This is a genomic window from Pseudomonas sp. Q12-87 (assembly GCF_001269755.1).
GTDB classification, from domain to species: domain Bacteria; phylum Pseudomonadota; class Gammaproteobacteria; order Pseudomonadales; family Pseudomonadaceae; genus Aquipseudomonas; species Aquipseudomonas fluorescens_S.
Genome location: NZ_LHVI01000011.1, coordinates 1 through 24,465 on the forward strand (window position 1 = coordinate 1; position 24,465 = coordinate 24,465).

General features: G+C 60.5%; 23 protein-coding genes and 1 pseudogene. 5 read left to right on the top strand and 19 right to left on the bottom strand.

The features are described 5' to 3' along the window. Positions 1-224: pseudogene (locus tag AD663_RS06530) on the top strand (IS110 family transposase); the annotation flags it as partial. A gap of 99 nt (positions 225-323) precedes the next feature. Here AD663_RS06530 and AD663_RS06535 read toward each other — a convergent pair. Both AD663_RS06535 and AD663_RS06540 read right to left on the bottom strand, forming a co-directional pair. Next, a complete protein-coding gene (locus tag AD663_RS06535; RefSeq protein ID WP_053213460.1) occupies positions 324-2,111 on the bottom strand; it encodes a bifunctional diguanylate cyclase/phosphodiesterase in 1,788 nt (595 codons plus the stop codon). A gap of 132 nt (positions 2,112-2,243) precedes the next feature. Then, positions 2,244-4,322, bottom strand: a complete 2,079-nt coding sequence (locus AD663_RS06540) for a carboxy terminal-processing peptidase (protein WP_172680589.1) — start codon at positions 4,320-4,322, stop codon at positions 2,244-2,246. 140 nt (positions 4,323-4,462) lie between these two features. Between AD663_RS06540 and AD663_RS06545 the strand changes: the two genes are divergently transcribed. Next, positions 4,463-5,425 (top strand): zinc-binding dehydrogenase, encoded by a 963-nt coding sequence (locus AD663_RS06545; RefSeq protein ID WP_003179088.1) that lies wholly within the window; start codon positions 4,463-4,465, stop codon positions 5,423-5,425. A gap of 184 nt (positions 5,426-5,609) precedes the next feature. Here AD663_RS06545 and AD663_RS06550 read toward each other — a convergent pair whose 3' ends face one another. The 6 genes from AD663_RS06550 to AD663_RS06575 all read right to left on the bottom strand — a co-directional run bounded on the left by AD663_RS06550 (position 5,610) and on the right by AD663_RS06575 (position 10,968). Beyond that, the gene (locus AD663_RS06550) at positions 5,610-6,263 is read right to left on the bottom strand and encodes an HAD family phosphatase (RefSeq protein ID WP_003179090.1); all 654 of its coding nucleotides are present in this window, start codon (positions 6,261-6,263) and stop codon (positions 5,610-5,612) included. Between the two features lie 34 nt (positions 6,264-6,297). Continuing rightward, positions 6,298-7,287, bottom strand: coding sequence for an ABC transporter ATP-binding protein (locus AD663_RS06555; RefSeq protein WP_003179092.1), 990 nt, complete (start codon positions 7,285-7,287; stop codon positions 6,298-6,300). Beyond that, a complete protein-coding gene (locus AD663_RS06560) occupies positions 7,284-8,084 on the bottom strand; it encodes an ABC transporter permease (RefSeq protein ID WP_053213461.1) in 801 nt (266 codons plus the stop codon). The genes AD663_RS06555 and AD663_RS06560 overlap by 4 nt, the downstream gene beginning before the upstream one ends. Beyond that, positions 8,071-8,907 carry an ABC transporter permease subunit gene (locus tag AD663_RS06565; RefSeq protein ID WP_172680590.1) on the bottom strand — a complete coding sequence of 279 codons (837 nt, stop codon included), beginning with the start codon at positions 8,905-8,907 and terminating at the stop codon, positions 8,071-8,073. The genes AD663_RS06560 and AD663_RS06565 overlap by 14 nt, the downstream gene beginning before the upstream one ends. A gap of 5 nt (positions 8,908-8,912) precedes the next feature. Then, positions 8,913-9,719, bottom strand: coding sequence for an alkaline phosphatase family protein (locus tag AD663_RS06570; protein WP_003179098.1), 807 nt, complete (start codon positions 9,717-9,719; stop codon positions 8,913-8,915). A 181-nt stretch (positions 9,720-9,900) separates the two neighbouring features. Further along, on the bottom strand, positions 9,901-10,968 hold the full coding sequence (locus AD663_RS06575; RefSeq protein WP_003179100.1) for an ABC transporter substrate-binding protein: 1,068 nt from the start codon (positions 10,966-10,968) through the stop codon (positions 9,901-9,903). Positions 10,969-11,317: 349 nt separating this feature from the next. On the opposite strand from AD663_RS06575, the gene AD663_RS06580 reads away from it, so the two are divergent. Then, positions 11,318-12,049 (top strand): UTRA domain-containing protein, encoded by a 732-nt coding sequence (locus tag AD663_RS06580; protein ID WP_003179101.1) that lies wholly within the window; start codon positions 11,318-11,320, stop codon positions 12,047-12,049. A gap of 2 nt (positions 12,050-12,051) precedes the next feature. Here the strand turns inward: AD663_RS06580 and AD663_RS06585 are convergent, their stop codons facing one another. The 7 genes from AD663_RS06585 to minC form a co-directional block, all read right to left on the bottom strand. Further along, positions 12,052-12,234, bottom strand: coding sequence for a hypothetical protein (locus tag AD663_RS06585; protein ID WP_003179103.1), 183 nt, complete (start codon positions 12,232-12,234; stop codon positions 12,052-12,054). 248 nt (positions 12,235-12,482) lie between these two features. Then, positions 12,483-13,772, bottom strand: coding sequence for a M18 family aminopeptidase (locus AD663_RS06590; protein ID WP_003179105.1), 1,290 nt, complete (start codon positions 13,770-13,772; stop codon positions 12,483-12,485). A gap of 100 nt (positions 13,773-13,872) precedes the next feature. Next, positions 13,873-14,976 (bottom strand): hypothetical protein, encoded by a 1,104-nt coding sequence (locus AD663_RS06595; protein WP_003179107.1) that lies wholly within the window; start codon positions 14,974-14,976, stop codon positions 13,873-13,875. Between the two features lie 43 nt (positions 14,977-15,019). Further along, the gene (locus tag AD663_RS06600; RefSeq protein WP_003179109.1) at positions 15,020-15,655 is read right to left on the bottom strand and encodes an RluA family pseudouridine synthase; all 636 of its coding nucleotides are present in this window, start codon (positions 15,653-15,655) and stop codon (positions 15,020-15,022) included. Positions 15,656-15,755: 100 nt separating this feature from the next. Beyond that, positions 15,756-16,010: a cell division topological specificity factor MinE gene (gene minE, locus AD663_RS06605; protein ID WP_003179111.1), complete on the bottom strand. Its 255-nt coding sequence runs from the start codon at positions 16,008-16,010 to the stop codon at positions 15,756-15,758. Beyond that, on the bottom strand, positions 16,010-16,822 hold the full coding sequence (gene minD, locus AD663_RS06610) for a septum site-determining protein MinD (protein WP_003179114.1): 813 nt from the start codon (positions 16,820-16,822) through the stop codon (positions 16,010-16,012). The genes minE and minD overlap by 1 nt, the downstream gene beginning before the upstream one ends. Positions 16,823-17,023: 201 nt before the next feature. Continuing rightward, positions 17,024-17,761, bottom strand: a complete 738-nt coding sequence (gene minC, locus AD663_RS06615) for a septum site-determining protein MinC (RefSeq protein WP_003179116.1) — start codon at positions 17,759-17,761, stop codon at positions 17,024-17,026. 118 nt (positions 17,762-17,879) lie between these two features. On the opposite strand from minC, the gene AD663_RS06620 reads away from it, so the two are divergent. Both AD663_RS06620 and AD663_RS06625 read left to right on the top strand, forming a co-directional pair. Further along, a complete protein-coding gene (locus AD663_RS06620; protein WP_003179117.1) occupies positions 17,880-18,812 on the top strand; it encodes a lipid A biosynthesis lauroyl acyltransferase in 933 nt (310 codons plus the stop codon). Between the two features lie 49 nt (positions 18,813-18,861). Next, a complete protein-coding gene (locus tag AD663_RS06625) occupies positions 18,862-20,016 on the top strand; it encodes a patatin-like phospholipase family protein (protein ID WP_003179119.1) in 1,155 nt (384 codons plus the stop codon). Positions 20,017-20,186: 170 nt separating this feature from the next. Here AD663_RS06625 and AD663_RS06630 read toward each other — a convergent pair whose 3' ends face one another. The 4 genes from AD663_RS06630 to alc form a co-directional block, all read right to left on the bottom strand. Continuing rightward, complete coding sequence (locus AD663_RS06630) at positions 20,187-20,972, bottom strand: outer membrane protein OmpK (protein ID WP_053213462.1); 786 nt, start codon at positions 20,970-20,972, stop codon at positions 20,187-20,189. Positions 20,973-21,460: 488 nt separating this feature from the next. Next, a complete protein-coding gene (locus AD663_RS06635) occupies positions 21,461-22,762 on the bottom strand; it encodes a urate hydroxylase PuuD (protein ID WP_003179123.1) in 1,302 nt (433 codons plus the stop codon). A gap of 52 nt (positions 22,763-22,814) precedes the next feature. Beyond that, positions 22,815-23,318, bottom strand: coding sequence for an ureidoglycolate lyase (locus AD663_RS06640; RefSeq protein ID WP_053213463.1), 504 nt, complete (start codon positions 23,316-23,318; stop codon positions 22,815-22,817). A gap of 145 nt (positions 23,319-23,463) precedes the next feature. Further along, the gene (gene alc, locus AD663_RS06645; protein WP_053213464.1) at positions 23,464-24,459 is read right to left on the bottom strand and encodes an allantoicase; all 996 of its coding nucleotides are present in this window, start codon (positions 24,457-24,459) and stop codon (positions 23,464-23,466) included. Positions 24,460-24,465: the final 6 nt, after the last annotated feature.

The following is a 24,465-nucleotide window of genomic DNA, read 5'->3' on the forward strand; positions in this document are numbered from 1 at the left end:
TTGGCGCCAGCCACCGTGCCCGCCTGACGCGGATGGACACTAGTTGCGCGATCAAGGCGACGGCTCATCAACTGGCGCGATTGATTTACGCCATGCTCACCAAAGGCCAACCCTACGTTGAGAAAGGGATAGAAGAGTTTGAGGAGAAAAGCCGGGGACGCCAACTGCGGGCTCTGGAGCGCAAAGCCCGAAAGTTGGGTATGCAATTAGTTAAGGCTGCATGATTTTTAGAAGCAAAAACAATGGGTTGTATTTTGTTTGATAAGAGCAAGCTCCCTCGCCACAGGGTTATCGCCAGATGTTCGGGCCGTGGGGTAATCCATTTACACCAACAACCCCAACTCCACCACCGGCTCCCGCCCAACCAAACCATCAACCAAATACACACTTCCCCCCAAAATCCCCTTGGCGTGATGCTTGGCCTGCGAAGCCAGCTCTGCCAACTGACTCGCATCCAATTCCTCACAAGCCTCCGAGCGCAAATGCACGACCCCAATCGACAATGACAACAAGGCAAACTCCTGCCGAACCCCTTGCCGATTCAGCGCGGTAAAACACCCTGCCTCCAAATGTTCGGGGCGGTAGAAGCGTCGGCAGTGGGTCTGGAAGTCGCTGAGCAGTTGGTCCAGACGTTTGCTCCAGTCGTCCGGGCCGAGGACCAGGAGAAAATCGTCGCCGCCGATGTGGCCGACAAAGTCCCGGCTGGGGTCGATGCGTTCGTTCAGGCATTGGGCCAGGCACAGCAGGACTTCATCGCCGCGGCCATAGCCGTATATATCGTTGAAGGGCTTGAAGCTGTCGATGTCCACGTAGCAGATCACCGACTCCTGACGCTGTTGCAACAGGCGAGTGAGGCATTGCTGGATCGGTACGTTGCCTGGCAGCAGGGTCAATGGGTTGGCGTAGCGGGCCTGTTGGATTTTCAGTTCGGTGATGAGTTTGAGCACGTCGATCACCCGGCCCAGGCCCAGGTAGATGCCGTTGAGGGTGATGATGAAGTCTTCTTCGATGCGCTTCCGCGCGCGGCTGGTAATCAGGCGGCTGACTTGTTGCAACGATTGGCTCAGTTCCACCGCGAGGAAGTCATCGCTCATCAGGCGGCTGATGGGTTTGCGGGCAAACAGGTCGGTGGCGAAGGGCTTGAGCAAGGCGTCCGAGAGCGAATGGCGATGGACGATGCCGCAGGGCTGCCCGTGGTCATCCAGCACGGCCAGGGAGTTGAGGTTGGCTTGGCGCCGGAATGCCTCCAGCACGGTGGCTGTCGGCGTGTCGTGGGCCACGGCCGGCTGCTCGTTGAGCAACGCGCCGAGATCGTTGATCTCTTCGCTGAGCGACACCGCGCCATTGTCTTGCCTGGGCATCAGCGTCCTGGCATCCCTGGCCGGTTTTTCCTGGGGACGGGCGAGCAGATAGCCTTGGACCAGGTCGACGCCCATTTCCATCAGCACCGCCAGTTCTTCCGGCAGTTCGATGCCCTCGGCGATCACTTGGGCCCGGGACGTGCGGGCGATTTTCAGGATCGAGCCGACGAACTCGCGCTTGAGGGCGTCCTGATGAATGCCGTCGATGAAATGCCGGTCGATCTTCACATAATCGGGGCGCAGCTCGGACCACAGCCGCAGGCTTGAATAGCCTGCGCCCAGATCGTCCAGCGCAATGGAAAAACCCATGGCCCGGTAATGATGCAGAGCGGTTTGCAGGAGTTGAAAGTCATCGATGGGCGTCTGTTCGGTGAGTTCGATGACCACCTGGCTGGGCGGTATTCCGAAATCCTGCAACAGTTGCAACGTGCGCCCGGTCTGGTGCGCCGACTCCAACAGGGACTCGGGCGAGACGTTGAGAAACAGCTTGCCCGGCAGTTTTTGCTCATTGAAGCGCTGGCAGGCGCTGCGGCGACAGGCCAGTTCCAGTTCGCTGAGGCGGCCGGCCTGGCGGGCCACCGAAAGCAGGGCAATGGGGGAGTGCAGCGGGCTATTGGAAGGGCCGCGGGTCAGGGCTTCGTAACCGACGATACGCCGTTCCGAAAGGCAAATGATCGGCTGGAACAGACTGTGCAAACCGCTTTGAGCCAGGATTGAACTCAAGGCGCCCAGCTGTTCTGTCGTGGTCATGGCAATCTCTGGCGATAAAAAAAGGACGGGGCGCGATCCCTTCAAGGGGAGGCGCCCGGTCCTGTATTTCACGACAGACTGATGTCAGTTTGATGACACTCCGACGAGCATCACTGTTAAATGGCCATCATCTTAGTGCTTGGCGACAGCCGTGTTGAGTTTCAGGTAATCCAGCAGGATTCGCCCGGTTTCGCTCAGGTAGGCATCGTCTTCCGGCTTGGTTTTCTCCGGTTCGGTGATCAGGTCTTCGTCCTCTTTCTTCAGCTCTTTGAGCGGCTCTTCGCCCTTGGCCTTGCGACGCAGGTTTTCCATGGCCAGTTGCTTGGCTTCGATGTCGGCATGTTGGGCGCGACGGTCGGTTTCGTTCAGGGAGACGGTTTTCTCCAGCATCAACTTCTGCGCCAGGGCCAGCTTGTCGCGGATGAAGACAAACTCCGCGTCTTGGGCCGTGCGGGAATCATGCTCGGACTTGAGCTGGGCCAGGAACGGCTTGAACGGGTCCACGGCCGGTTTGATCGCAGGGCGAATGGTGTCCCACGGCATGGCCTCGGGCAGTGCGCTTTCACCGATTTCCTTGGTGTCGATGATCGACGGGTAATCGATGTCAGGCAGTACGCCCTGGTGCTGGGTGCTCTGGCCGGAAACCCGGTAGAACTTCGCCAGGGTCAGTTTCAGTTCGCCATGGTTGAGCGGCTGGATCGTTTGCACGGTGCCTTTGCCGAAAGTCTGGCCGCCAATGATCAGGGCGCGGTGGTAGTCCTGCATGGCACCGGCGAAAATCTCCGAGGCCGACGCCGACAGGCGATTGACCAGCAGGGCCATCGGGCCTTTGTAGAATGCGCCTGGGTTTTCGTCTTCAAGCACATCCACTCGGCCATCGGCGTTACGCACGAGCACGGTCGGGCCCTTGTCGATGAACAGGCTGGTCAGCTCGGTGGCTTCCTGCAGGGAGCCGCCGCCGTTGTTGCGCAAATCGATGACGACGCCGTCGACTTTCTCTTTCTGCAACTCGGTCAGCAGCTTCTTGACGTCGCGGGTGGTGCTCTTGTAATCCGGATCGCCGGCACGGAACGCCTTGAAGTCCAAGTAGAAGGCCGGGATCTCGATGATGCCGAGCTTGTAGTCCTTGCCGTCCTGCTTGAGGTTGAGGACCGATTTCTTGGCCGCCTGTTCTTCCAGCTTCACCGCTTCACGGGTGATGGACACGATCTTGCTGGTCTGGTCGTTCGGCGCATTGCTGGCCGGGATGACTTCCAGGCGCACCACCGAGCCTTTCGGGCCACGGATCAGCTTGACCACTTCGTCCAGGCGCCAGCCGACCACGTCGACCATTTCCTTGTTGCCTTGGGCGACGCCGACGATCTTGTCTGCCGGGCTGACCTGTTTGGTCTTGTCCGCAGGCCCTGCGGGAACCAGGCGCACGATCTTGACTTGATCGTTGTCGCTCTGCAGGACCGCGCCGATGCCTTCCAGGGACAGGCTCATGTTGATGTCGAAGTTTTCCGCGTTATCCGGCGACAGATAATTGGTGTGCGGGTCGTAGGACATGGCGAAGGTGTTAATGTACGCCTGGAAGACGTCTTCGGCGCGGGTCTGGTCCAAGCGGGCCAATTGATTCTTGTAGCGCTTGGTCAGGGTTTCCTGGATCTGCTTGGGATCCTTGCCGGCGATCTTCATGCGCAGCACTTCGTCCTTGACGCGTTTGCGCCACAGGTCATCGAGCTCGGCTGTGCTTTTGAGCCAAGGGGCGTCCTTGCGGTCCACCAGCAAGGTTTCCTTGGCGTTGAAATCGATCTTGTCGACGCCTTTGTTCAGCTCGGCAAGGGCGTAGTCCAGACGCGCCTTCACGCGGTCCAGGTAGCGTTTGTAGATGATGAAGCCGGCGTTCAGGTCGCCGCTCTTGAGGAAGTCGTCGAACTGGGTTTTCCACTTGTCGAATTCGGCGATGTCGCTGGCCAGAAAGTAACTGCGCGACGGATCAAGCAGCTTCAGGTAGCTGTCGTAGATGATGACCGAACGTGCGTCATCGAGCGGCGGCTTGCTGTAGTGGTGGCGCTTGAGCAACTCAACGACGTTAAGGCTGGCAATCACCTCGTCGCGATCGGGCTGAAGCTTGTCCCAGCTGTTGGCTGCGAACGTATCGTTCGACAACGGTAACAGGCCGAGGCCAATGACTAGCGCGAGGGCGGTGCTGGGGAACAGGTGCTTCATGCTGATTCGACGCAGGGACAATTGATAACGCATATTAGGCCGTCTTTGAAGTCGCCGGTTCCATGTGGCCCGGGCGCATAATGCAAGAAAGCCCGACGTTAACAGCAGCGGGCCCAGTCGAGACTCACTATGGAGGCACCGTGAAAGCATTGCAAGGCGTTGAAGGCCAAGTGGTATGGGCAGATGAGCCAAGTCCTGCATGTGATGCAGGGCAAGTTCGTATTCGCGTGGCGGCGGCCGGCCTGAATCGGGCCGATTTGTTGCAAAAAGCCGGGCTTTATCCACCGCCTCCCGGAGCCAGCCAGGTGTTGGGGCTGGAGTGTTCCGGGGTGATCAGCGAGGTCGGGCCGGGGTCTTCCTGGCAGATCGGCGACCGTGTTTGTGCGTTGCTGGCCGGCGGGGGGATGGCCGAAGAAGTGGTGGTCGATGGCCGGCATGTCTTGCCGGTACCGGAGGGGCTTTCCCTGGCCGAAGCCGCCGCCCTGCCGGAGGTTTACAGCACCGCATGGTTGAATCTGTTTCAGCTTGCAGGGCTCAAGCCGGGTGAAAAAGTGCTGCTGCACGCCGGCGCCAGTGGCGTTGGCTCGGCCGCTATCCAACTGTGCAAGGCGTTTGGCAGCCCTTGCTGGGTGAGTGTCGGATCGGCTGAGCGCCTGGCCTATTGCGAAGCTTTGGGTGCCCAGGGCGGCGTGGTACGCACCGACGATATGGAAAGCCTGAACGACCTCGGCCCTTTCGACGTGATCCTCGATCCGGTGGGCGCCAACTACGCGAAACTCAACGTGAAACTTTTGTCAGTTGACGGGCGCTGGGTGCTTATTGGGCTGATGGGCGGCCGCGAGGCCCAACTGGACCTGGCGCAGGTCCTGGCCAAGCGTGTGCAGTTGCTGGGGTCAACCTTGCGCAGCCGCGACGATCAGTTCAAGGCGGATCTGTTCAGCGATCTGAGCCAGCAGGTCTGGCCGCTGTTCTCCGAAGGGCGCCTGAGCCCGCAACTGGCCAAGACCTTCCTCATCAAGGACGCCGAAGCGGCGTTTGCGCAATTGGCGACCAACAAGGTATCGGGGAAATTGGTGCTGCTGATTGATGAAAGCCTGAGTTAGTTCACAGGCCCTAGCGCATCGACTGACACGCCACCTTCCCCGTGGCGAGGGAGCTTGCTCCCGCTGGGTGGCGCAGCCGCCCCAATGGTTTGGCTGACAACCCCCGTCGCCTGATTTACGACTGCTGCGCAGCCGAGCGGGGGCAAGCTCCCTCGCCACGGGGGACTTCGGGCTGCCCAGTGTTTTATTTCCAGGTGTGGATCGGCCATCCAGCCAATTCGGCGTGGGCCTTCAACACTTGGTCCGGGTTCACTACGTGTGGGTAATCCACCCGCAGCAGCAGCGGCAGATCATTGCGCGAATCGGAATAGAAACTCGCGCCTTCCAGGTTCTCCTCCTCGGCATCCAGCCAATCCAGCAGCCGGGCGATCTTGCCTTCGCGGTAGGTCAGGGTGCCCACGGTCTTGCCGCTGTACACCCCATGGGCCACTTCAAGTTCGATCGCCAGGATCTCATCGATGCCCAGGCGTTCGGCAATCGGCTTGACCAGGTGTGTGCCCGACGCCGAGATGACCAGGATCCGGTCGCCGGCCTTGCGGTGTTCGGCGATGGCCTTGGTGGCGTCGCTGAAGATGATCGGTTCGATGAAATCTTCAACCCACGGCGTCACCAGGTGTTCAATTTCTTCCGGCGTGCGGCCGATCATCGGTTCCAGGCTGAAGTCCATGTACTCTTCCATGCGCAGCTTGCCGTGACTGTAGGCGTCCATCAGCTCGTTGTTGCGCCGCATGAACGACTCGGGATCGACCCAGCCCAGGCGTCCCATCTGTTCGCTCCAGAGGGTGGCGCAGTCGCCATGGATCAGGGTTTCGTCCAGATCAAAAATTGCCAAGGCCATCAGCGCGCTTCTCTCTTCAAAATCAACAAGGCCATCAGGCTACCTCACACAGCGCCGACGGATCGATGAAAAGTGCCAGCCGCGCACCATCGGGATGCAAGTCGGCAGCCGAACGATTGAGTACGTCGACCACCAGCTCTACACCACGGGCCTCGACCCGGTAGCGGATCACGTTGCCCAGCAGGCTGTGGCTGCGGATCAGCGCATCGGGCTCGCCGTTGCGACTCAGTTCGATGGCTTCCGGGCGAATGGCGATACGACCGTTCATGGGGCGTTGCAACAAGCGGGTGGCGCTGTCGGCGTCCAGCAGGTTGTAGTTGCCGATGAAGCCGGCGGCAAAGACATCCACCGGCGCTGTGTACAGCGTTTCGGCATCGCCGCTTTGTACGATTTTTCCCTGGTTCATCAGGAAGATTCGGTCAGACATGGTCAGCGCTTCTTCCTGATCGTGTGTGACGAAGATCGTAGTCAGGCCCAGCTCGCGCTGGATCTGACGGATCTGTTCGCGCAGGTGCTTGCGAATCCGTGCATCCAGCGCCGACAGCGGTTCATCCAGCAGCAACAGGCGCGGACGGGTCACCAGGGAGCGAGCCAAGGCCACGCGCTGGCATTGGCCGCCGGAGAGCTGATGGGGGTAGCGAGTGGCAAAGTCTTGCAGCTCAACCAGGCGCAATATTTCCAGCACTCGCTGACGGCTGGCCTCGGCCTCGATCTTTTGCATGCGCAGGCCGAAGGCCACGTTCTGTTCGACGGTCATGTTGGGGAACAGGGCGTAGCTCTGGAACACCATGCCGATGCCGCGCTTTTGCGGGCTCAGCGGGACAATGTCCTGTCCGTCCAGCAGGATCTGGCCGGCATCCACCGCAGTCAGGCCGGCAATGCAGCGCAACAGTGTGGATTTGCCACAGCCGGATGGGCCGAGGAGGGTAACGAACTCGCCCTTGCGGATTTCGCAGTTGATGTCGCTGAACACTGGCGTGCCGGCGTAGGTTTTTTGCAGATGTTGGACGCTGACGTAGCTCATTGGCTTTTGTCCTTGTTCAAGATGTTGGCCGCCCAGGTCAGGACCAGTACGAAGAAGAAGTAGGAAATGACCAGCGCACTGGTGAAGTGGCCGCTGCTGTTGCGCATGTTGTTCAGGTACACCTGCAAGGTTTCATAGCGGGTGCCGACCAGGATGTTGGCGAACACGAACTCGCCGAACAGGAACGAGAAGGACAACAGCAGCGCTACCATCAAGCCCTTGCGCAGGTTCGGCAGCACCACCAGCACGGCCGCCTGGAAGGTGCTGGCGCCGAGCAATTGAGCGGCGTCCATCAGGTCGCGCAGGTTGATGGCTTGCAGGTTGTTAGTGATCGCCCGGTACATGAACGGCAGGGCGACGGTGAAGTAGCAGCCGATCAGAATCCATGGCGTGCCCACCATCGCCAGCGGCCCGGAGCCGTAGAGTTGCAACAGCCCGACCGACGACACCACCGGCGGCACCGCGAAAGGCAGCAGGATAAGGATGTTCATCAGCGCGTCGAGCTTGGGGAAGTGGTAATGCACCACGAACAGCAGCGGCAGGGTCAGCACCACCGAAAGTACCAGCGCGCCGACGCAGACCAGCAGTGACTGGCCGAACGCGTTGAGGAAACGCGGATCGCTCCACAACTGCACATACCATTTGAAGGTGAAGCCGCTGGGCAGCACGGTGGCCGACCAACTGCTGGCGATGGAGTACACCAGCGTGCCGGCCAGGGGCAGCAGCAGGATAGCGAACAGCAAATACACCACTGCCCGATGATAGAGCCCGACGGAGCCCGGTTCAGCGCGAGACATGGTAGCTCCTCTTGAGCAGCAGCTGATGGACGATGGTCACCAGAGTCATCAGCGCCACCAAGATCACGGCCAAGGCGCTGGCCATGTTTGGGTCCAGGGAAATATCGCCAGAAACCATGGCGGCGATGCGAATCGGTAAAACGTTGAAATTGCCGGTGGTCAGCGCATAGACCGTCGCATAGGCGCCCAGAGCGTTGGCCAGCAGGATCACGAACGTGCCCAGCAGCGCCGGGGTCAGCACCGGCAGGCCGATGTGCCGCCAGAATTGCCAGCCGTTGGCGCCGAGCAGCTCGGCGGATTCGCGCCAGTCTTCGCGCAAGGCGTCAAATGCCGGATAGAGCAGCAGCACGCCGAGGGGAATCTGGAAATAGGTATAGAGGATGATCAGGCCGGTTTTCGAGTACAGGTTGAAATCCTCGATGATCCCCGCCTGCTTGAGCATGATCGTGATGCTGCCGTTGAACCCCAGCAAAATGATGAAGGCGAAGGCCAGGGGCACGCCGGCGAAGTTGCTGGTCATGTTGGCAAACGCATTGACGAAGTTGCGCAGCCGCGAATCCACCCGGCGCAGGGAATAGCTGCCCAACACGGCGATGATGATGCCGAACACACTGGACCAGAAGCTGATCTCCAGGCTGTGCTGGATCGCTTGCAGATAGAACTTGGAGCTAAAGATCTTGCTGAAGTTGGCCAGGCCCCAGCCGAACTCTTCCGATTCCAGGCTGTTGATCAGCACCCAGAGCAGCGGGGCGATCTGGAACACGATGAAGAAAATCGCGAAGGGCACCAGGCACAACGCTGCCAGCCATTTGCCGCGCGTCATGGCGTTCACTTGAGTAATTCCTGGCAATAGGGTTTGTCGTGGTCGATGCCGAGCAACTGGCAGATGGTGCCGCAGAGTTCTATCTGTCGGGGCGCGGCAGTGGGGTCGAGACTGAAGCCGCTGCCCAGGACAAACAGCGGCACTTCCCGTTCTTCAGCCAGCAGGCCGTTATGGGAACGGTCGTTGTTCATGCCGTGATCGGATGTCACCAGTACCTGATAACCGCCGTCGAGCCAGGCTTGCAGGTAGACCGCCAGGTTGATATCGGCCGAGCGGGCGCTGTTGCGGTACTGCGGTGTGTCAAGACCATGCTTGTGGCCGGCATCGTCGATGTTCATCGGGTGCACCAGCAGGAAATTCGGCTGGTAGCGCTGGCGCAAGTGTTCGGCGTCGGCGAACAGGTGCGAGTCGGGGTAGTGATCATTCCAGTAGAAATGCCCGTGCTGGATCGGCAGGTCGGGGTCGTCGGTATGACGGTCCCGGCCGGCAATGAACGGTGACACGTTGTAGAGCTCGCTGACCCAATGATACGCAGCGGCGGCGGTACTCAAGCCTGCTTGGGTGGCGTAGTGAAAGATGCTGCGCTGGTTGGACAGGCGCGAGACATTGTTGTGCACGATCCCGCTGTCGATGGGCACGACGCCGGTGAGGATGCATTCATAGAGCGGACGGGACAGGGCCGGCAGTTCACATTCCAGTTTGTAGAGCGCCGCGCGTCCTGCGCCGACATAAGCCTGCAAATGTCCCATGGCATGCCGGGCGACCTCGTAGTTGAGGCCATCGAGCACCACCAGGATGACGTTGTGCTTCATGGGTACCGGGACTCCGGGACAGATACCAGAAAAATCGGATCAGCGAAGGTCCTGTGTGGGAGCGGGCTTGCTCGCGAATGCTGACTGACATTCAACATTGATATTGACTGACAGACTGCATTCGCGAGCAAGCCCGCTCCCACAGGGATCTTCATCGGATATCCGAGCGGGAGTTACCGCCTCACTTCATTTCGATGATCACGTTTTCCTGCCAAGCCTGCGGCAGTGCCTTGGAGGTTTTTTCCCACGCATCGGCATCCTTGATCGGGGTCACGCCCTTGTACTGCTCGTTGGGCAGCAGCTTGGCCTTGACGTCTTCCGGCAGCGTCAGATGTTCGGCGCGGATCGGACGGGCATTGCCCTTGGCCAGGTTGATCTGGCCGGCGTCGCTGAAGATGTATTCACGGGCCAGCTTCGCGGCGTTCGGGTGCTTGGCGTATTTGTTGATGATGGTGGTGTAGCCGGAGATGACCGAGCCGTCGGACGGAATCAGCACAACGTAGTCATCCGGATTGGCCATCTTCGCCTTGTAGCTCAGGCCGTTGAAATCCCAGACCACGCCGACTTCGACTTCACCCTTTTCCATCGTGGCGATGGTCGGGTTGGCCATGGAGATGCGCCCTTGCTTGGCGATTTCGGCGAACATCAACAAGGCCGGTTGCAGGTTCTTCTCGTCGCCGCCGTTGGCCAGGGCTGCTGCCAGCACGCCGTTGGCCGCCTGGGCCGCCGTGCTCACGTCACCGATGGAAACCTTGTATTTACCGGTTTTAAGATCGGCCCATTTGGTGGGTACGTCCGAGCCATGCAGCAGCTTCTTGTTGACGATGAAGGCGATGGTACCGGTGTAGGCCAGCGCCCAGTTACCGTCCTTGTCCTTGGCCCAGGCTGGTACCTGGTCCCAGGTGCTTGGCTTGTACGGTTGCACGACGCCCTGCTTGACCGCGATCGGGCCGAAGGCGGCGCCGACGTCGCCGATGTCGGCGCTGGCGTTATCTTTCTCGGCGGCGAACTTGGCGATTTCCTGGGCCGAGCTCATGTCGGTGTCGATGTGTTTCAGGCCGTAGAGCTTGGCCAGGTCGTCCCAGGTGCCTTTCCAGTTTGCCCAGTCGTCGGGCATGCCGACGCTGTTTACGGCGCCTTCCGCTTTCGCAGCGGCTTCCAACGTTTTCAGATCGGTATCAGCGGCCATGGCGGCGGTGCACATGGCAATGGTCGAGCCTAACAGTGATGCCAGGAAAAGCTGTTTCATCCGAAGCTCCTATGGGCGTTTTCAACGCTGCGATTGCGGTTGTGTTGGTCTAGGTCAGCAATACCTGAGCCAATTTAGGCGAGCCCTGTGACATTTTGATGTCGGCACCGGATGCCCCGGCAAATATCAGGTCCGTGAGGGTTGGCTGCGAATTAAGCGTAGACCATGGGTAAACAGCTGATCTGAAAGGACTTGGCCGTTTATTTGCAGGTTGTAAAAACTACCGTTCGGCGGCTCTGTCATCTGCCAGTCATGTGCAGTGCCTAGGCTTGCTGGAGTTAAAGCGGATTGAGGGGCGCTCGATCCCTGCCCTGAAACAGTGCTGGTCTAGTCCAGATAGGTAACGTTGATGCGCATCGATGCAACCAAAGCGGTGACAGCCATTGGCCAAGTCCTGCAAGAGCAGCTCGATCACGGGCTGCTGGCGCCCGGTAGCAAGCTGCCGGCCGAGCGCAAGCTCAGTGAACTGTTCGGGACCACGCGCATTACCGTGCGCGAAGCGTTGTTGCAGCTCGAGGCCCAAGGGCAGATCTATCGGGAAGAACGCCGGGGCTGGTTCGTTTCACCGCCGCGCCTGGCCTATAACCTGATGCAGCGCAGCCATTTCCACGCCATGGTCGCGGCCCAGGGGCGGGTACCTTCTACCCAAGTGATTTCGGCCCGCCTGCAACCCGCGTCGGCGGCGGTGTGTGCCTGGTTGCAGTTGCCGGCGCTGTCCAGCGTGATCCAGATCTGCCGCGCGCGGCGCATCGACGAGCGCCTGGTGCTGTACGTCGAGCACTACCTGAACCCGCAATATTTCCCGGACATTCTCGAGTTCGACCTGAACCAGTCCATGACCGAGCTGTACGCCCGTCACTACGACCTGCACTACGGGCGGGTGAAGTTCGAGATCGTGCCCACCTCATTGCAACCGGAAGCCGCGGCGGCGCTGAAGGTCTCGGTGGGCAGCCCGGGGCTGCGCATTGCCCGGGTCAACTATGACCAGCACCAGCGGCTGATTGACTGCGACCTGGAGTTCTGGCGACACGATGCCATTCATGTCGGGGTCGATGTACCGGAACAAACGCCGATGGCTTGAATTCAGAGCGACTCGTTGAGCTTGGTCAGGATCTTGAACACCACGGTGGCCAGGATCAACAGCATGCCGATCCACATGGCAAAGACTCCGACGTTCTTGTCGCGAAAGTTGAAACCGATGGCCAGCAGGATCATGCCGGCAATGATGGGCACCAGCATGGCGTTGAACGCAGACATCGAGATCATGACGACAGCCTTGTCGGGGGGATAAGGTGAGTCTAGTTGGGGTTTGGCTGGAGGGTGATGATGTGTGTCACATCCCCCGCGATCCGGAGGCTGACACCGTTGTGGCGAGGGAGCTTGCTCCCGCTCCAGTGCGCAGCACTGGCAAATGCGCATTCAGTTGCAGAGTCAGGGGGGCTGCTGCGCAGCCCAGCGGGAGCAAGCTCCCTCGCCACAGGTATCCACCGGTCCAAACAGACGGTTAGCGGCGGTTACGGCAACTCGCGGGACGCATAAAACGCACTCAACACCTTCACCAGATGCGCCAGGTCATGGCTGCCGCACAGCTCGCGGATCGAATGCATGGCGAAAGTCGGCAGGCCGATGTCGACGGTGCGCACGCCCAACTGGCTGGCGGTGATCGGGCCGATGGTCGAGCCGCAGCCCATGTCGCTGCGCACCACGAAGCTCTGCACCGGCACTTCTTCGGCCATGCACAGGTGTCGGAAGAACCCGGCGGTTTCGCTGTTGGTGGCGTAGCGCTGATTGCTGTTGACCTTGATCACCGGCCCGGCGTTGAGCTTGGGACCGTGATTGGCGTCGTGCTTGTCGGCGTAGTTGGGGTGCACGCCGTGGGCGTTGTCTGCCGAAACCAGCAGGGATTTCTGAATGGTTCGTACAAACTCTTCCCCTTCAGGCAGCAGGCGACGCAGGGTCTGTTCGAGCATCGGGCCATCGGCGCCACAGGCCGAGCACGAGCCGACTTCCTCATGGTCGTTGCACACCAGCACGCAGGTTTCCTCGGTGTCGGCGTTCAGCAAGGCTTGCAGGCCCGCGTAGCACGACAGCAGGTTGTCCAGGCGCGCGCCGGCAATGAAATCGCCGTGCAAGCCAATGACCGCGGCGCTTTGAGTGTCATAGAAACTCAGCTCGTAATCGAGCACCACATCGGCATTCAAACCGTGTTCGCGGGCCAGTTGGTCGGTGAGTACGGCGCGGAAGTCGACACGCTCGTCCCCGGCGAACTGCGCGAGGATCGGCGGCAGTTCGTTCTGCGGGTTGATGGCCCAGCCCTGGTTGGCCTCGCGATTAAGGTGAATGGCCAGGTTCGGAATCGTGGCGATGGGCGCCTTGAAATCGATCAGTTGACTTTCGACTTTGCCGTCACGGCGGAAGGTCACGCGCCCGGCCAGCGACAAGTCGCGATCGAACCACGGCGCCAGCAACGCGCCGCCGTAGACTTCGACGCCCAGTTGCCAGAACCCGTGGCGTTGCAGTTCTGGCTGCGGCTTGACCCGCAGGCACGGGCTGTCGGTGTGGGCGCCAACCAGGCGGATGCCATCGTGCAGCGCTGAGTTGCGGCCCAGCTTGAAGGCGATGATCGAGGAGTCGTTGCGCGTGACGTAATAGCGCCCATTGGCCTCGGTGGCCCAGGTCTCGCGTTCGTCAAGACGCTGGTAGCCTGCCGCTTCGAGACGCTGGGCAAGGCTGGCGGTGGCGTGGAACGGGGTGGGGGAGGCCTTGAGGAAGTCGATCAGGCCTTGGTTCAACTCTGCGCGCATAAGTAACTCCAGACAGCAATGGGCGCAAGTTTACCCCATCGACTGCCTGCGTTGCAGGCCCAATCCCCTGTCACTGATTGTGCTGCGTCCTCGGTATGGGTCAGTCCGAGGGCGCGATCCGCTTGCGCAGATGCGCCATGATCAAGGGCTTGTCCTGAGCCTTGGACGGTTCCGGCAGGTGCCGCGGCCAGTGCCTCAAGTGGCCGAATAGCTGTTGCTGACGCTTCGGTGCAAGGCGAAGAATCTCCCGCGATGCCGAATCCCACCAATGATGCCTGCACAGCTCGTAGTAAGGATGTTCCGGCGCCGCGCTGCCATACAACAAGTCGCGCCCGATCCTGTGCAAGGCTCCGCGCTGGTGGCGCAATTTCCATTTGATCTTCAGGCGACGCCAGGCCGACGGGAAGGGCCGGCTGCGCGGTACCTCATGGCAGCGCGCTATCAACTGATCGCTGAACGCCTCGCCGTGCTGGGCGAAAAAGTGCTCCTGCATGGTGTGGAAGAAGCGTTTGTCGGCGAAATAGTGATAGACGTGTTTGTTGGTTTCCTTGATGGCTTGGTGGCGCAACGTGAAGGAAATGGCGATTTGCTCGATGGTATGGATGTCAAAGCCGTCCTCGGTCCATTCATCGATCCGCTCAATGGCCTGGGACAGCAACGCTGCATCGCCGTCGGTCACACCGCACAAGCCACTGTTATAAAGCTTGAAGCTGTTGTTCTGATCCACGCCGTGGGTCAACAGGCAATCAGCCAGCTTGCGATAATCCTCGCGGCCACAGACGTAGTCCCAGTTGTATTCGAAGCGATCCATCAGGTACTGCCCTGGCCGGATTTGCTGGAACAACAGGTCGGGATCGGTGAGGAACAGCGTGTCGGTGTCGACGAACAGGGTTTTCTCGGCCAGCTTCAGCCCGGCGGCGATGGCGCAGGCTTTGCGCCGGTGCAGGTAACCATTATTGCCCTGCCATTGGGTCAGCAGTCCGGGGCTCAGCTTGACGGTCTCGATCGGCCAGCCCAGGTAGTCCTCGGGCCGGTCGGTCATGATTCTGATGCTCGGCAGTGTCGCCGGGTTGCCGTGGGCCAATGCCGTCAGGATGCTGAACTTGGCTTCGTGGCGATAAGCGTCCTTGTCCCCGTAGATCAGATACAGCAGTTGGTGACGAACTTTCCTGACGGGCGTTTCCTGAAAATCAATAACCTGCATGCCAAGCCTTTATCGGATGATCCATTTCCATGGAGAAGCAATTCTAGAACGGTGCAGGGCACTCGAAGCGCAAACGCTCGCCGCTTTGCGGATGGGTGAAACTGAGCATGCTGGCGTGCAGGCACAGCCGTGGCCAGGCAGCGAGGGCCTGCGGGTGGGCGTAGAGCCCGTCGCCCAGCAGTGGATGACCGATGGACAGCATGTGCACGCGCAACTGGTGGGAGCGCCCGGTGATCGGCGTCAGCTCGACCCGGCACCAGTCGCCGCAACGTTCCAGCACGCGCCAGAAGGTCAGGGCGTGTTTGCCGTGTTCATGGTCGACTACGTGCCGGGGCTTGGTCGGCGGATCGTAGCGCAGCGGCAGGTCGATGCTGCCACTGTCCAGCGTTGGTTGGCCCCAGCACAAGGCGGTGTAGGCTTTTTCGGTTTCGCGGTCATGAAACTGCCGGGACAACTCGCGATGAGTGTCCGGGTCGCGGGCCAACAGGATGATTCCGGAGGTTTCCCAGTCCAACCGGTGCACGATTCGCGCTTCCGGATAGCCGTTTTCCTGCAGGCGGGTGATCAGGCAGTCTTTGTTGTCATCGGCCCTGCCGGGCACGGAAAGCAACAGGGTCGGCTTGTCGACCACCAGGACGGCGGCGTCCTGATGAATGATGCGAATGTTGGACAGGGGCATTAAACAGTCTCGTTACAAACGCCAACGGCGGCTCGGGCCCATCTCATATTCCCAAGGAAGAGAAGGAGGGCCCGAGCCGCCGTGGCTCCTGCTGGATCTATCAGCGATCCGGCAGGGTGATGTTGAGTTCCAGAATCGAGCAACTGCCCTGGCTTTCAAGCGCCACGTGCACGTCATCGCTGCCGATGTTGACGTACTTGCGGATCACTTCCACCAGTTCCTTCTGCAAGGCTGGCAGGTAGTCAGGGGTGCTGCGTTGGCCGCGTTCGTGCGCCACGATGATCTGTAGACGCTCTTTCGCGACCGAGGCGGTACTGGGCTTTTTGTTGGCACGAAAGAAGTCAAAAAGGTTCATTACCTACCTCCAAACAGGCGCTCGAAGAAACCTTTCTTCGTTACATCGAGGAAACGATGCTCCACGGTTTTGCCCAGCAGGCGATCGACTGCATCGCTATACGCCTGGCCGGCGTCGCTCTGGTCGTCGAGAATGACCGGTACGCCGGAGTTCGAGGCCTTGAGTACCGCTTGGGATTCGGGGATCACGCCCAGCAGGGTGACAGCGAGGATTTCCTTGACGTCTTCGACGCCGAGCATTTCGCCGTCGCTGACCCGTTGCGGGTTGTAGCGGGTCAGCAGCAGGTGTTCCTTGATCGGCTCTTCGCCCTTTTCGGCGCGGCGGGACTTGCTCGCCAGCAGGCCCAGCATGCGGTCGGAGTCACGTACCGACGACACTTCCGGGTTGGTCACGACAATCGCTTCGTCTGCGAAGTACATGGCCAGGTGGGCACCTTTCTCGATGCCGGCCGGGGAGTCGCAGACCACGAACTCGAAGTCTTCCTTGAGTTGCATCAGGACCTTTTCCACGCCTTCCTGGGTCAGCGCGTCTTTGTCACGGGTCTGACTGGCAGCCAGCACGTAGAGATTTTCCAGGCGCTTGTCCTTGATCAGGGCTTGTTGCAGGTTCGCTTCGCCATTGACGACGTTGACGAAGTCATAGACCACGCGACGCTCGCAACCCATGATCAGGTCCAGGTTACGCAGGCCGACGTCGAAGTCGACGATGACTGTCTTGTGGCCGCGCAGAGCGAGGCCGGTACCGATAGCGGCGCTGGTGGTGGTCTTACCCACACCACCCTTGCCGGATGTAACCACGAGAATCTTGGCCAAGGTGTTTCACCCCTAAGGAAAAAAGGACTTTTTCAGCCCCTGAAGAACATCTCTGGAAAACTGCTGCAGTTGGACAGGCCAGGCGAAAATCGGATGGCGGGCGAGGTCTACCTCCGGTAAACACTGCCTGATCCTTTTTCCTACGTCGTTTAGCCGTTTTCGCTACGTTTTAGAGATGCTTGGAAAATGCGGCAGTATCCGTTAAAGCCGAATGATGTTCAACACGTCGCCCGTCAGGCTGATCTGGACGCCCGCCCCCCACAATGGGTCGCGGCGCAAATCCTCGGAAACCTTGTACTGCCCGGCGATGGAAACCAGCTCAGCGCTCAATTGCTGACAGAAAATCCTGGCTTTTGTATCACCCTTGACGCCGGCCAGCGCGCGACCGCGCATCGGGCCGTATACATGGATGTTGCCATCGGCCAGAAGTTCCGCGCCCGGACTGACCGAGGAAACGATGACCAGATCGCCACCCTGGGCATAAATCTGTTGCCCGCCGCGCACGGGCGAGGTGATGACGCGGGTCGGCTTGATCGTGGGCTCGGGTGGTTTTTCCGGGGTTTTCTTCGCTTCGACTGGGCTCAGTTCCAGCACGCGCTCCCGGGCGCCGGACGGCGGCAGCACCGGAATGTCCACGGCGATGGCGGCGGCGATGTCTTCGATGCGGCTGGCACGGATCGCCAGGGTGCGCAGGCCGTGCTGGCGGCAAACACGCATCAGGCCCGGCAGGTCCACGGCGCCTTCGCCGGCCGGCAGCTTGTCCAGGGCCAGCACCAGCGGGGCATTGCTGAAGAAATTCGGGGCCTGGGCGACTTTGGCCGCCAATTGCCGGTCAAGGCTCTCCAGGTCGTTGCGGGCCAGCTCCAGCACCGTAATGGCGAGCATGCTGCCCTTCAACTGGAACACGGGATCTTGGTCTAGCGGTTCGGTTTGGCTCATGGTCGGCGTACAACGGCTTGTCACTAAAAGTGCCGAGACTTATAACGAGATCGTCCGCGAGCCGCAACCCGGGTCGAACAATGTAGAATGCCCGGCCCATGTCTTTGTGGAAGCTGTAATGGATCGCCCGCGTTTTCGAGCTGCTTTTTTTCATCCGCGTTTCTGGCTGCTATGGTGCGGCCTGGGGCTATTGTGGCTGATCGTCCAGTTGCCTTATCCGTTGCTGCTGCGTGTCGGCCGTGCATTGGGTGCGCTGATGTACCGGGTGGCTGGCGACCGACGGCGCATCGCCCGGCGCAACCTGGAGCTGTGCTTTCCCGAAAAGTCCGCTGCCGAGCGCAAGCGTCTGCTCAAGGAAAACTTCGCTTCCACCGGCATCGCTTTCTTCGAAATGGCCATGAGCTGGTGGTGGTCGCGTTCGCGCCTGGCGAAGCTGGCCCATGTCGAAGGCCTGGAGCATCTCAAGCTGGCCCAGCGCGAGGGCAAGGGCGTGATCCTGATGGCGCTGCATTTCACCACGTTGGAAATCGGCGCGGCCTTGCTCGGCCAGCAGCACACCATCGATGGCATGTACCGCGAACACAAAAATCCACTTTTCGACTATATCCAGCGCCGGGGCCGTGAGCGGCACAACCTCGATTCCCTGGCGGTGGAACGCGATGATGTGCGCGGCATGCTCAAGCTGCTGCGTGCCGGTCGGGCGATCTGGTATGCGCCGGACCAGGATTACGGCGCCAAGCAAAGCGTGTTCGTGCCGTTGTTCGGCATCCAGGCGGCGACGGTCACCGCCACGAGCAAGTTCGCCCGCCTGGGCAAGGCGCTGGTCGTGCCATTCGTCCAGGAGCGCCTGGCCGATGGCAGCGGCTATCGCCTGGTGATCCAGGCCCCGCTGGAAGGGTTTCCGGGGGAGACTGAAGAGGCTGACTGCATCCGTATCAATCAATGGGTCGAGCAGTCGGTGCGAGATTGTCCCGAGCAATACCTCTGGGCCCACCGGCGCTTCAAGAGCCGTCCGCCGGGCGAGCCGAAGCTCTACGATAAGCGTGGTTGAATCTGCACTCGGCCAATTTCCAGCGTCACCTTGAGCACGGAGCATTGCGATGACCCCAGCTGAACCGGTTACAGGTTTGATTCTTTCCGGCGGCGGGGCTCGGGCAGCGTATCAAGTGGGTGTCTTGGCAGCGATTGCCGAGTTGTTGCCCGACGGGGCGCAGAACCCGTTCCCGGTGATCGTCGGCACATCTGCCGGCGCGATCAACGCGGTCAGCCTGGCCAGCGGGGCGATGGACTTCAAGAGCGCCATCGAACGCCTGACAGCCTTTTGGCAAACGGTGCGCAGCCATCAGGTCATGCGCAGCGACTGGCGCGGGGTGATTGCCCAGGCGACGCGTTTCATCACTCACAGCCTGCTGGGCCTTGGAGCCAAGCTGCCGGTGGCGCTGGTCGACAGTTCGCCGCTGCGCGAATTGCTCCAGGCGCAATTCCACGCGTCGGGTATCGAGCAAGCGATTTTCGAGGAGCAATTGCGGGCGGTGGCGGTGACCGCGTTCGGCTACGAGTCGGGCCAGGCCGTGACGTTCTATCAGGGCCGCGGAACCATCGGTGCCTGGCTGCGCCATCGGCGCATTGGCGTGCCGACGCAGTTGTCGGTAGAGCATTTGCTGGCCAGTTCGGCGATTCCCCTGTTGTTCGCGCCGGTCAAGATTGGCCCGCAATACTTCGGCGACGGTGCCGTGCGTCAATCGGCGCCTATCAGCCCGGCCCTGCACCTGGGGGCCAATCGCGTGCTGGTCATCGGTGTCAGTGGCAACCCTCGTGGTGCGGGTGGCCAGGATCCTTCGGAGCGCAGCTACACCGGCCTGCAGCCGTCACTGGCGCAGATCGGAGGCCACATGCTCAACAGCACGTTCATCGACAGCCTGGAAAGCGACATCGAGTTGCTTGAGCGTCTGAACGCGTTCAGTCACTTGCTGCCCGACGACGTTCCCGCCCACACCCTCGGCGCGGCGCCGGTGGAGGTGCTGGTGATTTCTCCCAGCCAACCGATCGATGAAATTGCCGCTCGCCATCGGCAGGAGTTGCCCCGTGCATTGCGAGTATTCCTGCGCGGGCCGGGTGCGACCAAGACCAGCGGCGCGGGGGTGCTCAGTTACCTGTTGTTCGAGGCGGGGTATTGCAGCGAATTGGTCGAATTGGGGCGCCAGGATGCGTTGGCGCAGCGTGAGGAGTTGAGTCGGTTCCTGGGGTTGGCTTGAGGGAGTGCGCCACTAAAACTGTGGCTGTCACGCAGCCAGTGTAGGAGCGGGCTTGCTCGCGAAGGCGACTGAGCATTCAACATCGATATCGGCTGACAGTCCGCTTTCGCGAGCAAGCCCGCTCCCACAAGGGATTTGTGGTGGAGCTCTAAACCTGAGATCCAGTCAGGTCAGAAGTGATACTTCAGCAAGAAGCTGGTATTGCTCTGGTTGGTCTTGAATCCATCACTGTCTTCGATGGCGTATTTGTTCTTCCAGTAATCATATTCCACGCCCACGTAGAGCTGCTTGGCGCCCAGGTTCAGTGCCTTGCCCAAGTCGTATTTGATCTGCGGGTTGATGTGCAGGTTGGCGTGGTAGGTGCCTTTGGAGTTGGTGTCGTTGTCCACCACCCAGTCGATGAAACCGTCGATCAGGATATCGGACGAGCCCACGGGAATCGTGTAGGCCCACGCGGGAGTGATCTGCCAGACATTGTCGCCGGCGCGGGCGCCTTCGGTCTGACGGTTGTAGAAGTTCAGCTGGAAGTAGTCGAAACCGGGAATGTCCAGGTCGAAGCCCGGGCCGATCAGGTAGGACTCGTTGTCGCCTTCCCCGAACTCGTATGTCATGGCCAGCAGCACGTCCTTGATCGGGCCCAGCTCCAGCTTCTGGTCAAAGATCTTGCCGAACGACAGACGCGGGCTGAACTCACCGTAGTAGGTGTTCGACCCGGCGTTGCTGTCTTCCTTGCCGTTGTAGAAGATCCGGTCGAGGAAGAAAAAGTTGTCCCCGTATTTCCAGGCGTCGGCGTGCTCGAAGGTGACGGTCTGCTGGATTCGCGGGTTGACCTGAAAATCCTTGCCGTACAGGTAGGTCAGGCTGTTGTTCTGCCACTGGAACAGGTCATCGGCCATCGCTTGGCCCCCGGCCAGCAGGGACCCTGCAAGTATCAGGCTGGTGCACATACGTTTCATTCGGTTTGCTCCCAAAGGTAAGTGGTACCGCTGTCTTTTTTCATTCAGCGCTCTGGTGTGGCGCCTTTTTCAACGGACAATAAACATCCGTTCGGTCAGCTTTTGCTCGTGGCAAATGCTGTTAGCAAGAGCTGAGCCAAGGCCGAAGCAGGCTCGCCCGAGCGGTTTGAAGCGGTCGAAAAAGGTGTTTTCAAGGGGCCGCAGTCCTGCGTAACGCCGGTAAAGCTGGCGTGTTGGTCAGGATTCGAGGGGGCTTCCTGGAGGTGCGGATTCGAACGGCCGCGCAGGATACGGACTTGCCTTGGCGGGCTCAAGTGCCCTGCATCGGCGCATTCGCGACGAATGTGGGGCGTGGTGGTGGGGCTCTGTCATCTGATGCTTTCCTCTTGTTTTTATTGTTGAGGCGCAGGCAGTCGCTGACGGGCGACCGGTCGTATGCCGGTCTGCCTGTCAGCGGTATTACACATAGCGATTTTGGACGGCGTGGCTCAGTTGGTGCGCGCGCCCTGGTTGATCCACGCGCCGATCAGATCGCGCTCTTGCTGGGTCATTTGGGTAATGTTGCCCAGGGGCATGATCTGGTTGGTCACGGCCTGGGCCTGGATGCGCGCGGCCTGTTGCTGGATCTGCTGCGGCGTGTCGAACATCACGCCGGCTGGCGCTGCACTGAACAACGGGCTGGTGGGCTTGGCCGAATGACAGACGGAGCAGCGTTCCTGGATCACGCTGTGGACCTTCTCGAACGATGGCCCCTGGGCGTTGGCGGCTTGGGCGGGCGCTGGGGCCGGCGCCGCGGGTGCGGCTTGCGGCTTGGCACCACCGCCCACGGCGGTTTCCGGCAGCGGCTGGTATTCGATGGCCGCCGGTGCCTTGGCCACGTCCGGTGCGCTCGTCACAGGCTTGGGGCCAGTGACATAAGCCAGGCAAATCATTGCCAGGGCACCGACCGGCAGCGTCCAGGCGAACCGGTTGCTGTCATGGCGCGTGTTGAAGTAGTGGCGCACCAACACAGCGGCCACCGCGATCCCCGCCAGGATCAGCCAGTTGTACGGGCTGCCGTAGGTGCTCGGAAAGTGGTTGCTGATCATGATGAACAGCACCGGCAGGGTGAAGTAGTTGTTGTGCCGTGAACGCAGCAGCCCCTTGGCCGGCAGTGCCGGATCGGGCGTGCGGTTCTCGGCGATGGCCGCCACCAGCGCGCGTTGGGCCGGCATGATGATGCGAAACACGTTGCCGACCATGATCGTACCGATGACCGCCCCGACATGCAGGTAGGCACCGCGACCGCTGAAGACCTTGCTGAACCCGTAGGCGGCGGCGATCAGCAGCACGAACAGGATCAGGCCGAGCAGGGCGGGGCGCTTGCCCAGGGCCGAGTCGCAGAGAAACGAATAGACGAACCAGCCGACGAACAACGAGCCAATGCCCAAGGCAACACCTTCGGGGCCGCTCAAGCCGCTACCGGGCGCCAGCAAATAAACGGTTGGGTTCCAATAGAACACCACGCACAGCAGGGCGATGCCCGACATCCAGGTGAAGTACGCTTCCCACTTGAACCAGTGCAGATTGTCCGGCATGGAGGGTGGTGCGAGTTTGTATTTTTCCAGGTGGTAGATACCGCCGCCGTGGATGGCCCACAGGTCGCCGGCCAGGCCGCTGCGGGGGTTGACGCGGTTGAGGTTGTTTTCCAGCCAGACGAAGTAGAACGACGCGCCGATCCAGGCCACGCCAGTGATCATATGAACCCAGCGCACGCTCAGGTTCAGCCATTCCAGCATATGTGCTTCCACAGTCTTTACCTCTCGCCCGTCATGCTTGTTTTCGCATAATCGGACGCTTCTCTTATTGGTGGGGGGCGAGGATCAACAGCTCATCCTCTTTGAAAAAATGCTCATCGCAGTTATTGCCTGTGCCACTGCGATCAACCACCAGGAAGTCATCCCGCTTTTCGATCGTCAGCACCGGGTGGTGCCAGACGCCGCGATGGTAATTAATGCCCTGCCTGCCGTTGGTGACGAAGGCGCGGACCAAGCCTGATACAGGTGCATCGCCAAGTGGCGCGACCACGATCAGAAAGGGATTGCCGAGCAGCGGTATGAAGGCCTGGCTGCCCAGCGGATGGCGCTCCAGCATGCGCACGGTCAATGGCATGTCCAGCGCGTCGGCGCGGAAGATGCTGATGATCGCCTGGTCGTCCGGCGTGGCGGTTTCCACCGTCGCCAGGCGATGGAAGCGCATGGTCGAACCGTTGTTGATCATGAAGTGATCGCTGCCATCGGTTTCGATCACGTCACCGAACGGGGCGAAGGCTTCTTTGGTCAACGGTTCGATCTTGAGTGTGCGCATGCTGGTCTTCTTATCCGAATGCTGTGTTGTTGATTTCAGCTTTTGTGGCGAGGGAGCTTGCTCCCGCTGGGACGCGAAGCGGTCCTCAAAATGGGACTGCTGCGCAGTCCAGCGGGAGCAAGCTCCCTCGCCACAGGTGCACCCTTTATTTCGATACCTTGCCCAAAACCCGCAGGCGACTCACGCCCCCATCCGGGAACACATTGAGGCGGATATGGGTGATTGGTCCCAACGCCTTGATCTGCTCGGCGAAGGTGTGTTCCGCGTGCATCTCCAGCTTCTGGCTCGGCAGCAGTTCACGCCAGAACAACGACTGGGTTTCGATCTGGCTGTCGGTGCCGCCCTTGACGAAGGCGCCCTGGATCGAGCAGCTGTCGGGGTAGTTACCCTTGAAGTGCAGAGTGTCGACGACGACTTTCTCGACGATGCCGGCGTGGCCCAGGGCGACGATCACCCAATCATTGCCGGGGGTGCGACGACGGGCGGTTTCCCAACCGTCGCCCATGTTCACGCCGCGGCCCGGGTTGAGGATGTTGCTCATGCGGCCGAAGTGCTCGTCGGAGCAGGCCAAGGCGCGGCCACCATTGAGGGCGGCGGCGAGGTCGATCTGTTCGTTGTCGCCTACGGCCGACCAGTCGCGGAACGGAATGCCATAGACCCGCAGGCGAGCCACGCCGCCATCGGGATAGATATTGAAGCGCAGGTGGCTGAAAGCTTGGTCATTGTTGATTTCGTGGTAGTGGTGGCTGTTGCCTTGCAGCTCGACGGCCGACAGTACTTCAGTCCATTGGGTGTTTTCGTCCGGCTCGCCTTCGACCAGGAAGCAGGCCTCCAAAGAGGCCGACGGCGGGTAGTTACCGGTGAAGAATGAAGTGTCGATGTCCACGCCTTTGATCGAGCCGGCGACGCCCAGGCGGATCACCGCGCTGTCGTAGCCTTCGAAGCGCTTGCGGCGCGACTCCCAGCCGTCCATCCACTTGCCGTTGTCATCGAATATACCCTCCTTCCACACCGCTGGGGTCGGTTGGAACAGACGGTTGGCGTCGGCGAACCAGTCATCGGTGACGGAGATGATCTTGGTGCCCAGGCGGGCGTCGGCCAGGTTGACGAACTTCTCGAAAGGTACGGCGTAAGCTTTCATTCTTCT

Bases quoted from the DNA above. Each gene is read 5' to 3' on its own strand.
- AD663_RS06535 (WP_053213460.1), bottom strand. From the start codon at position 2,111: ATGACCACGACAGAACAGCTGGGCGCCTTGAGTTCAATCCTGGCTCAA.
- AD663_RS06590 (WP_003179105.1), bottom strand. From the start codon at position 13,772: ATGCGCGCAGAGTTGAACCAAGGCCTGATCGACTTCCTCAAGGCCTCC.
- alc (WP_053213464.1), bottom strand. From the start codon at position 24,459: ATGAAAGCTTACGCCGTACCTTTCGAGAAGTTCGTCAACCTGGCCGAC.
- AD663_RS06595 (WP_003179107.1), bottom strand. From the start codon at position 14,976: ATGCAGGTTATTGATTTTCAGGAAACGCCCGTCAGGAAAGTTCGTCAC.
- AD663_RS06640 (WP_053213463.1), bottom strand. From the start codon at position 23,318: ATGCGCACACTCAAGATCGAACCGTTGACCAAAGAAGCCTTCGCCCCG.
- AD663_RS06600 (WP_003179109.1), bottom strand. From the start codon at position 15,655: ATGCCCCTGTCCAACATTCGCATCATTCATCAGGACGCCGCCGTCCTG.
- AD663_RS06625 (WP_003179119.1), top strand. From the start codon at position 18,862: ATGACCCCAGCTGAACCGGTTACAGGTTTGATTCTTTCCGGCGGCGGG.
- AD663_RS06565 (WP_172680590.1), bottom strand. From the start codon at position 8,907: ATGACGCGCGGCAAATGGCTGGCAGCGTTGTGCCTGGTGCCCTTCGCG.
- AD663_RS06550 (WP_003179090.1), bottom strand. From the start codon at position 6,263: ATGGCCTTGGCAATTTTTGATCTGGACGAAACCCTGATCCATGGCGAC.
- minC (WP_003179116.1), bottom strand. From the start codon at position 17,761: ATGAGCCAAACCGAACCGCTAGACCAAGATCCCGTGTTCCAGTTGAAG.
- AD663_RS06620 (WP_003179117.1), top strand. From the start codon at position 17,880: ATGGATCGCCCGCGTTTTCGAGCTGCTTTTTTTCATCCGCGTTTCTGG.
- AD663_RS06585 (WP_003179103.1), bottom strand. From the start codon at position 12,234: ATGATCTCGATGTCTGCGTTCAACGCCATGCTGGTGCCCATCATTGCC.
- AD663_RS06540 (WP_172680589.1), bottom strand. From the start codon at position 4,322: ATGAAGCACCTGTTCCCCAGCACCGCCCTCGCGCTAGTCATTGGCCTC.
- AD663_RS06555 (WP_003179092.1), bottom strand. From the start codon at position 7,287: ATGAGCTACGTCAGCGTCCAACATCTGCAAAAAACCTACGCCGGCACG.
- minE (WP_003179111.1), bottom strand. From the start codon at position 16,010: ATGAACCTTTTTGACTTCTTTCGTGCCAACAAAAAGCCCAGTACCGCC.
- AD663_RS06575 (WP_003179100.1), bottom strand. From the start codon at position 10,968: ATGAAACAGCTTTTCCTGGCATCACTGTTAGGCTCGACCATTGCCATG.
- AD663_RS06560 (WP_053213461.1), bottom strand. From the start codon at position 8,084: ATGTCTCGCGCTGAACCGGGCTCCGTCGGGCTCTATCATCGGGCAGTG.
- AD663_RS06630 (WP_053213462.1), bottom strand. From the start codon at position 20,972: ATGAAACGTATGTGCACCAGCCTGATACTTGCAGGGTCCCTGCTGGCC.
- AD663_RS06580 (WP_003179101.1), top strand. From the start codon at position 11,318: ATGCGCATCGATGCAACCAAAGCGGTGACAGCCATTGGCCAAGTCCTG.
- AD663_RS06570 (WP_003179098.1), bottom strand. From the start codon at position 9,719: ATGAAGCACAACGTCATCCTGGTGGTGCTCGATGGCCTCAACTACGAG.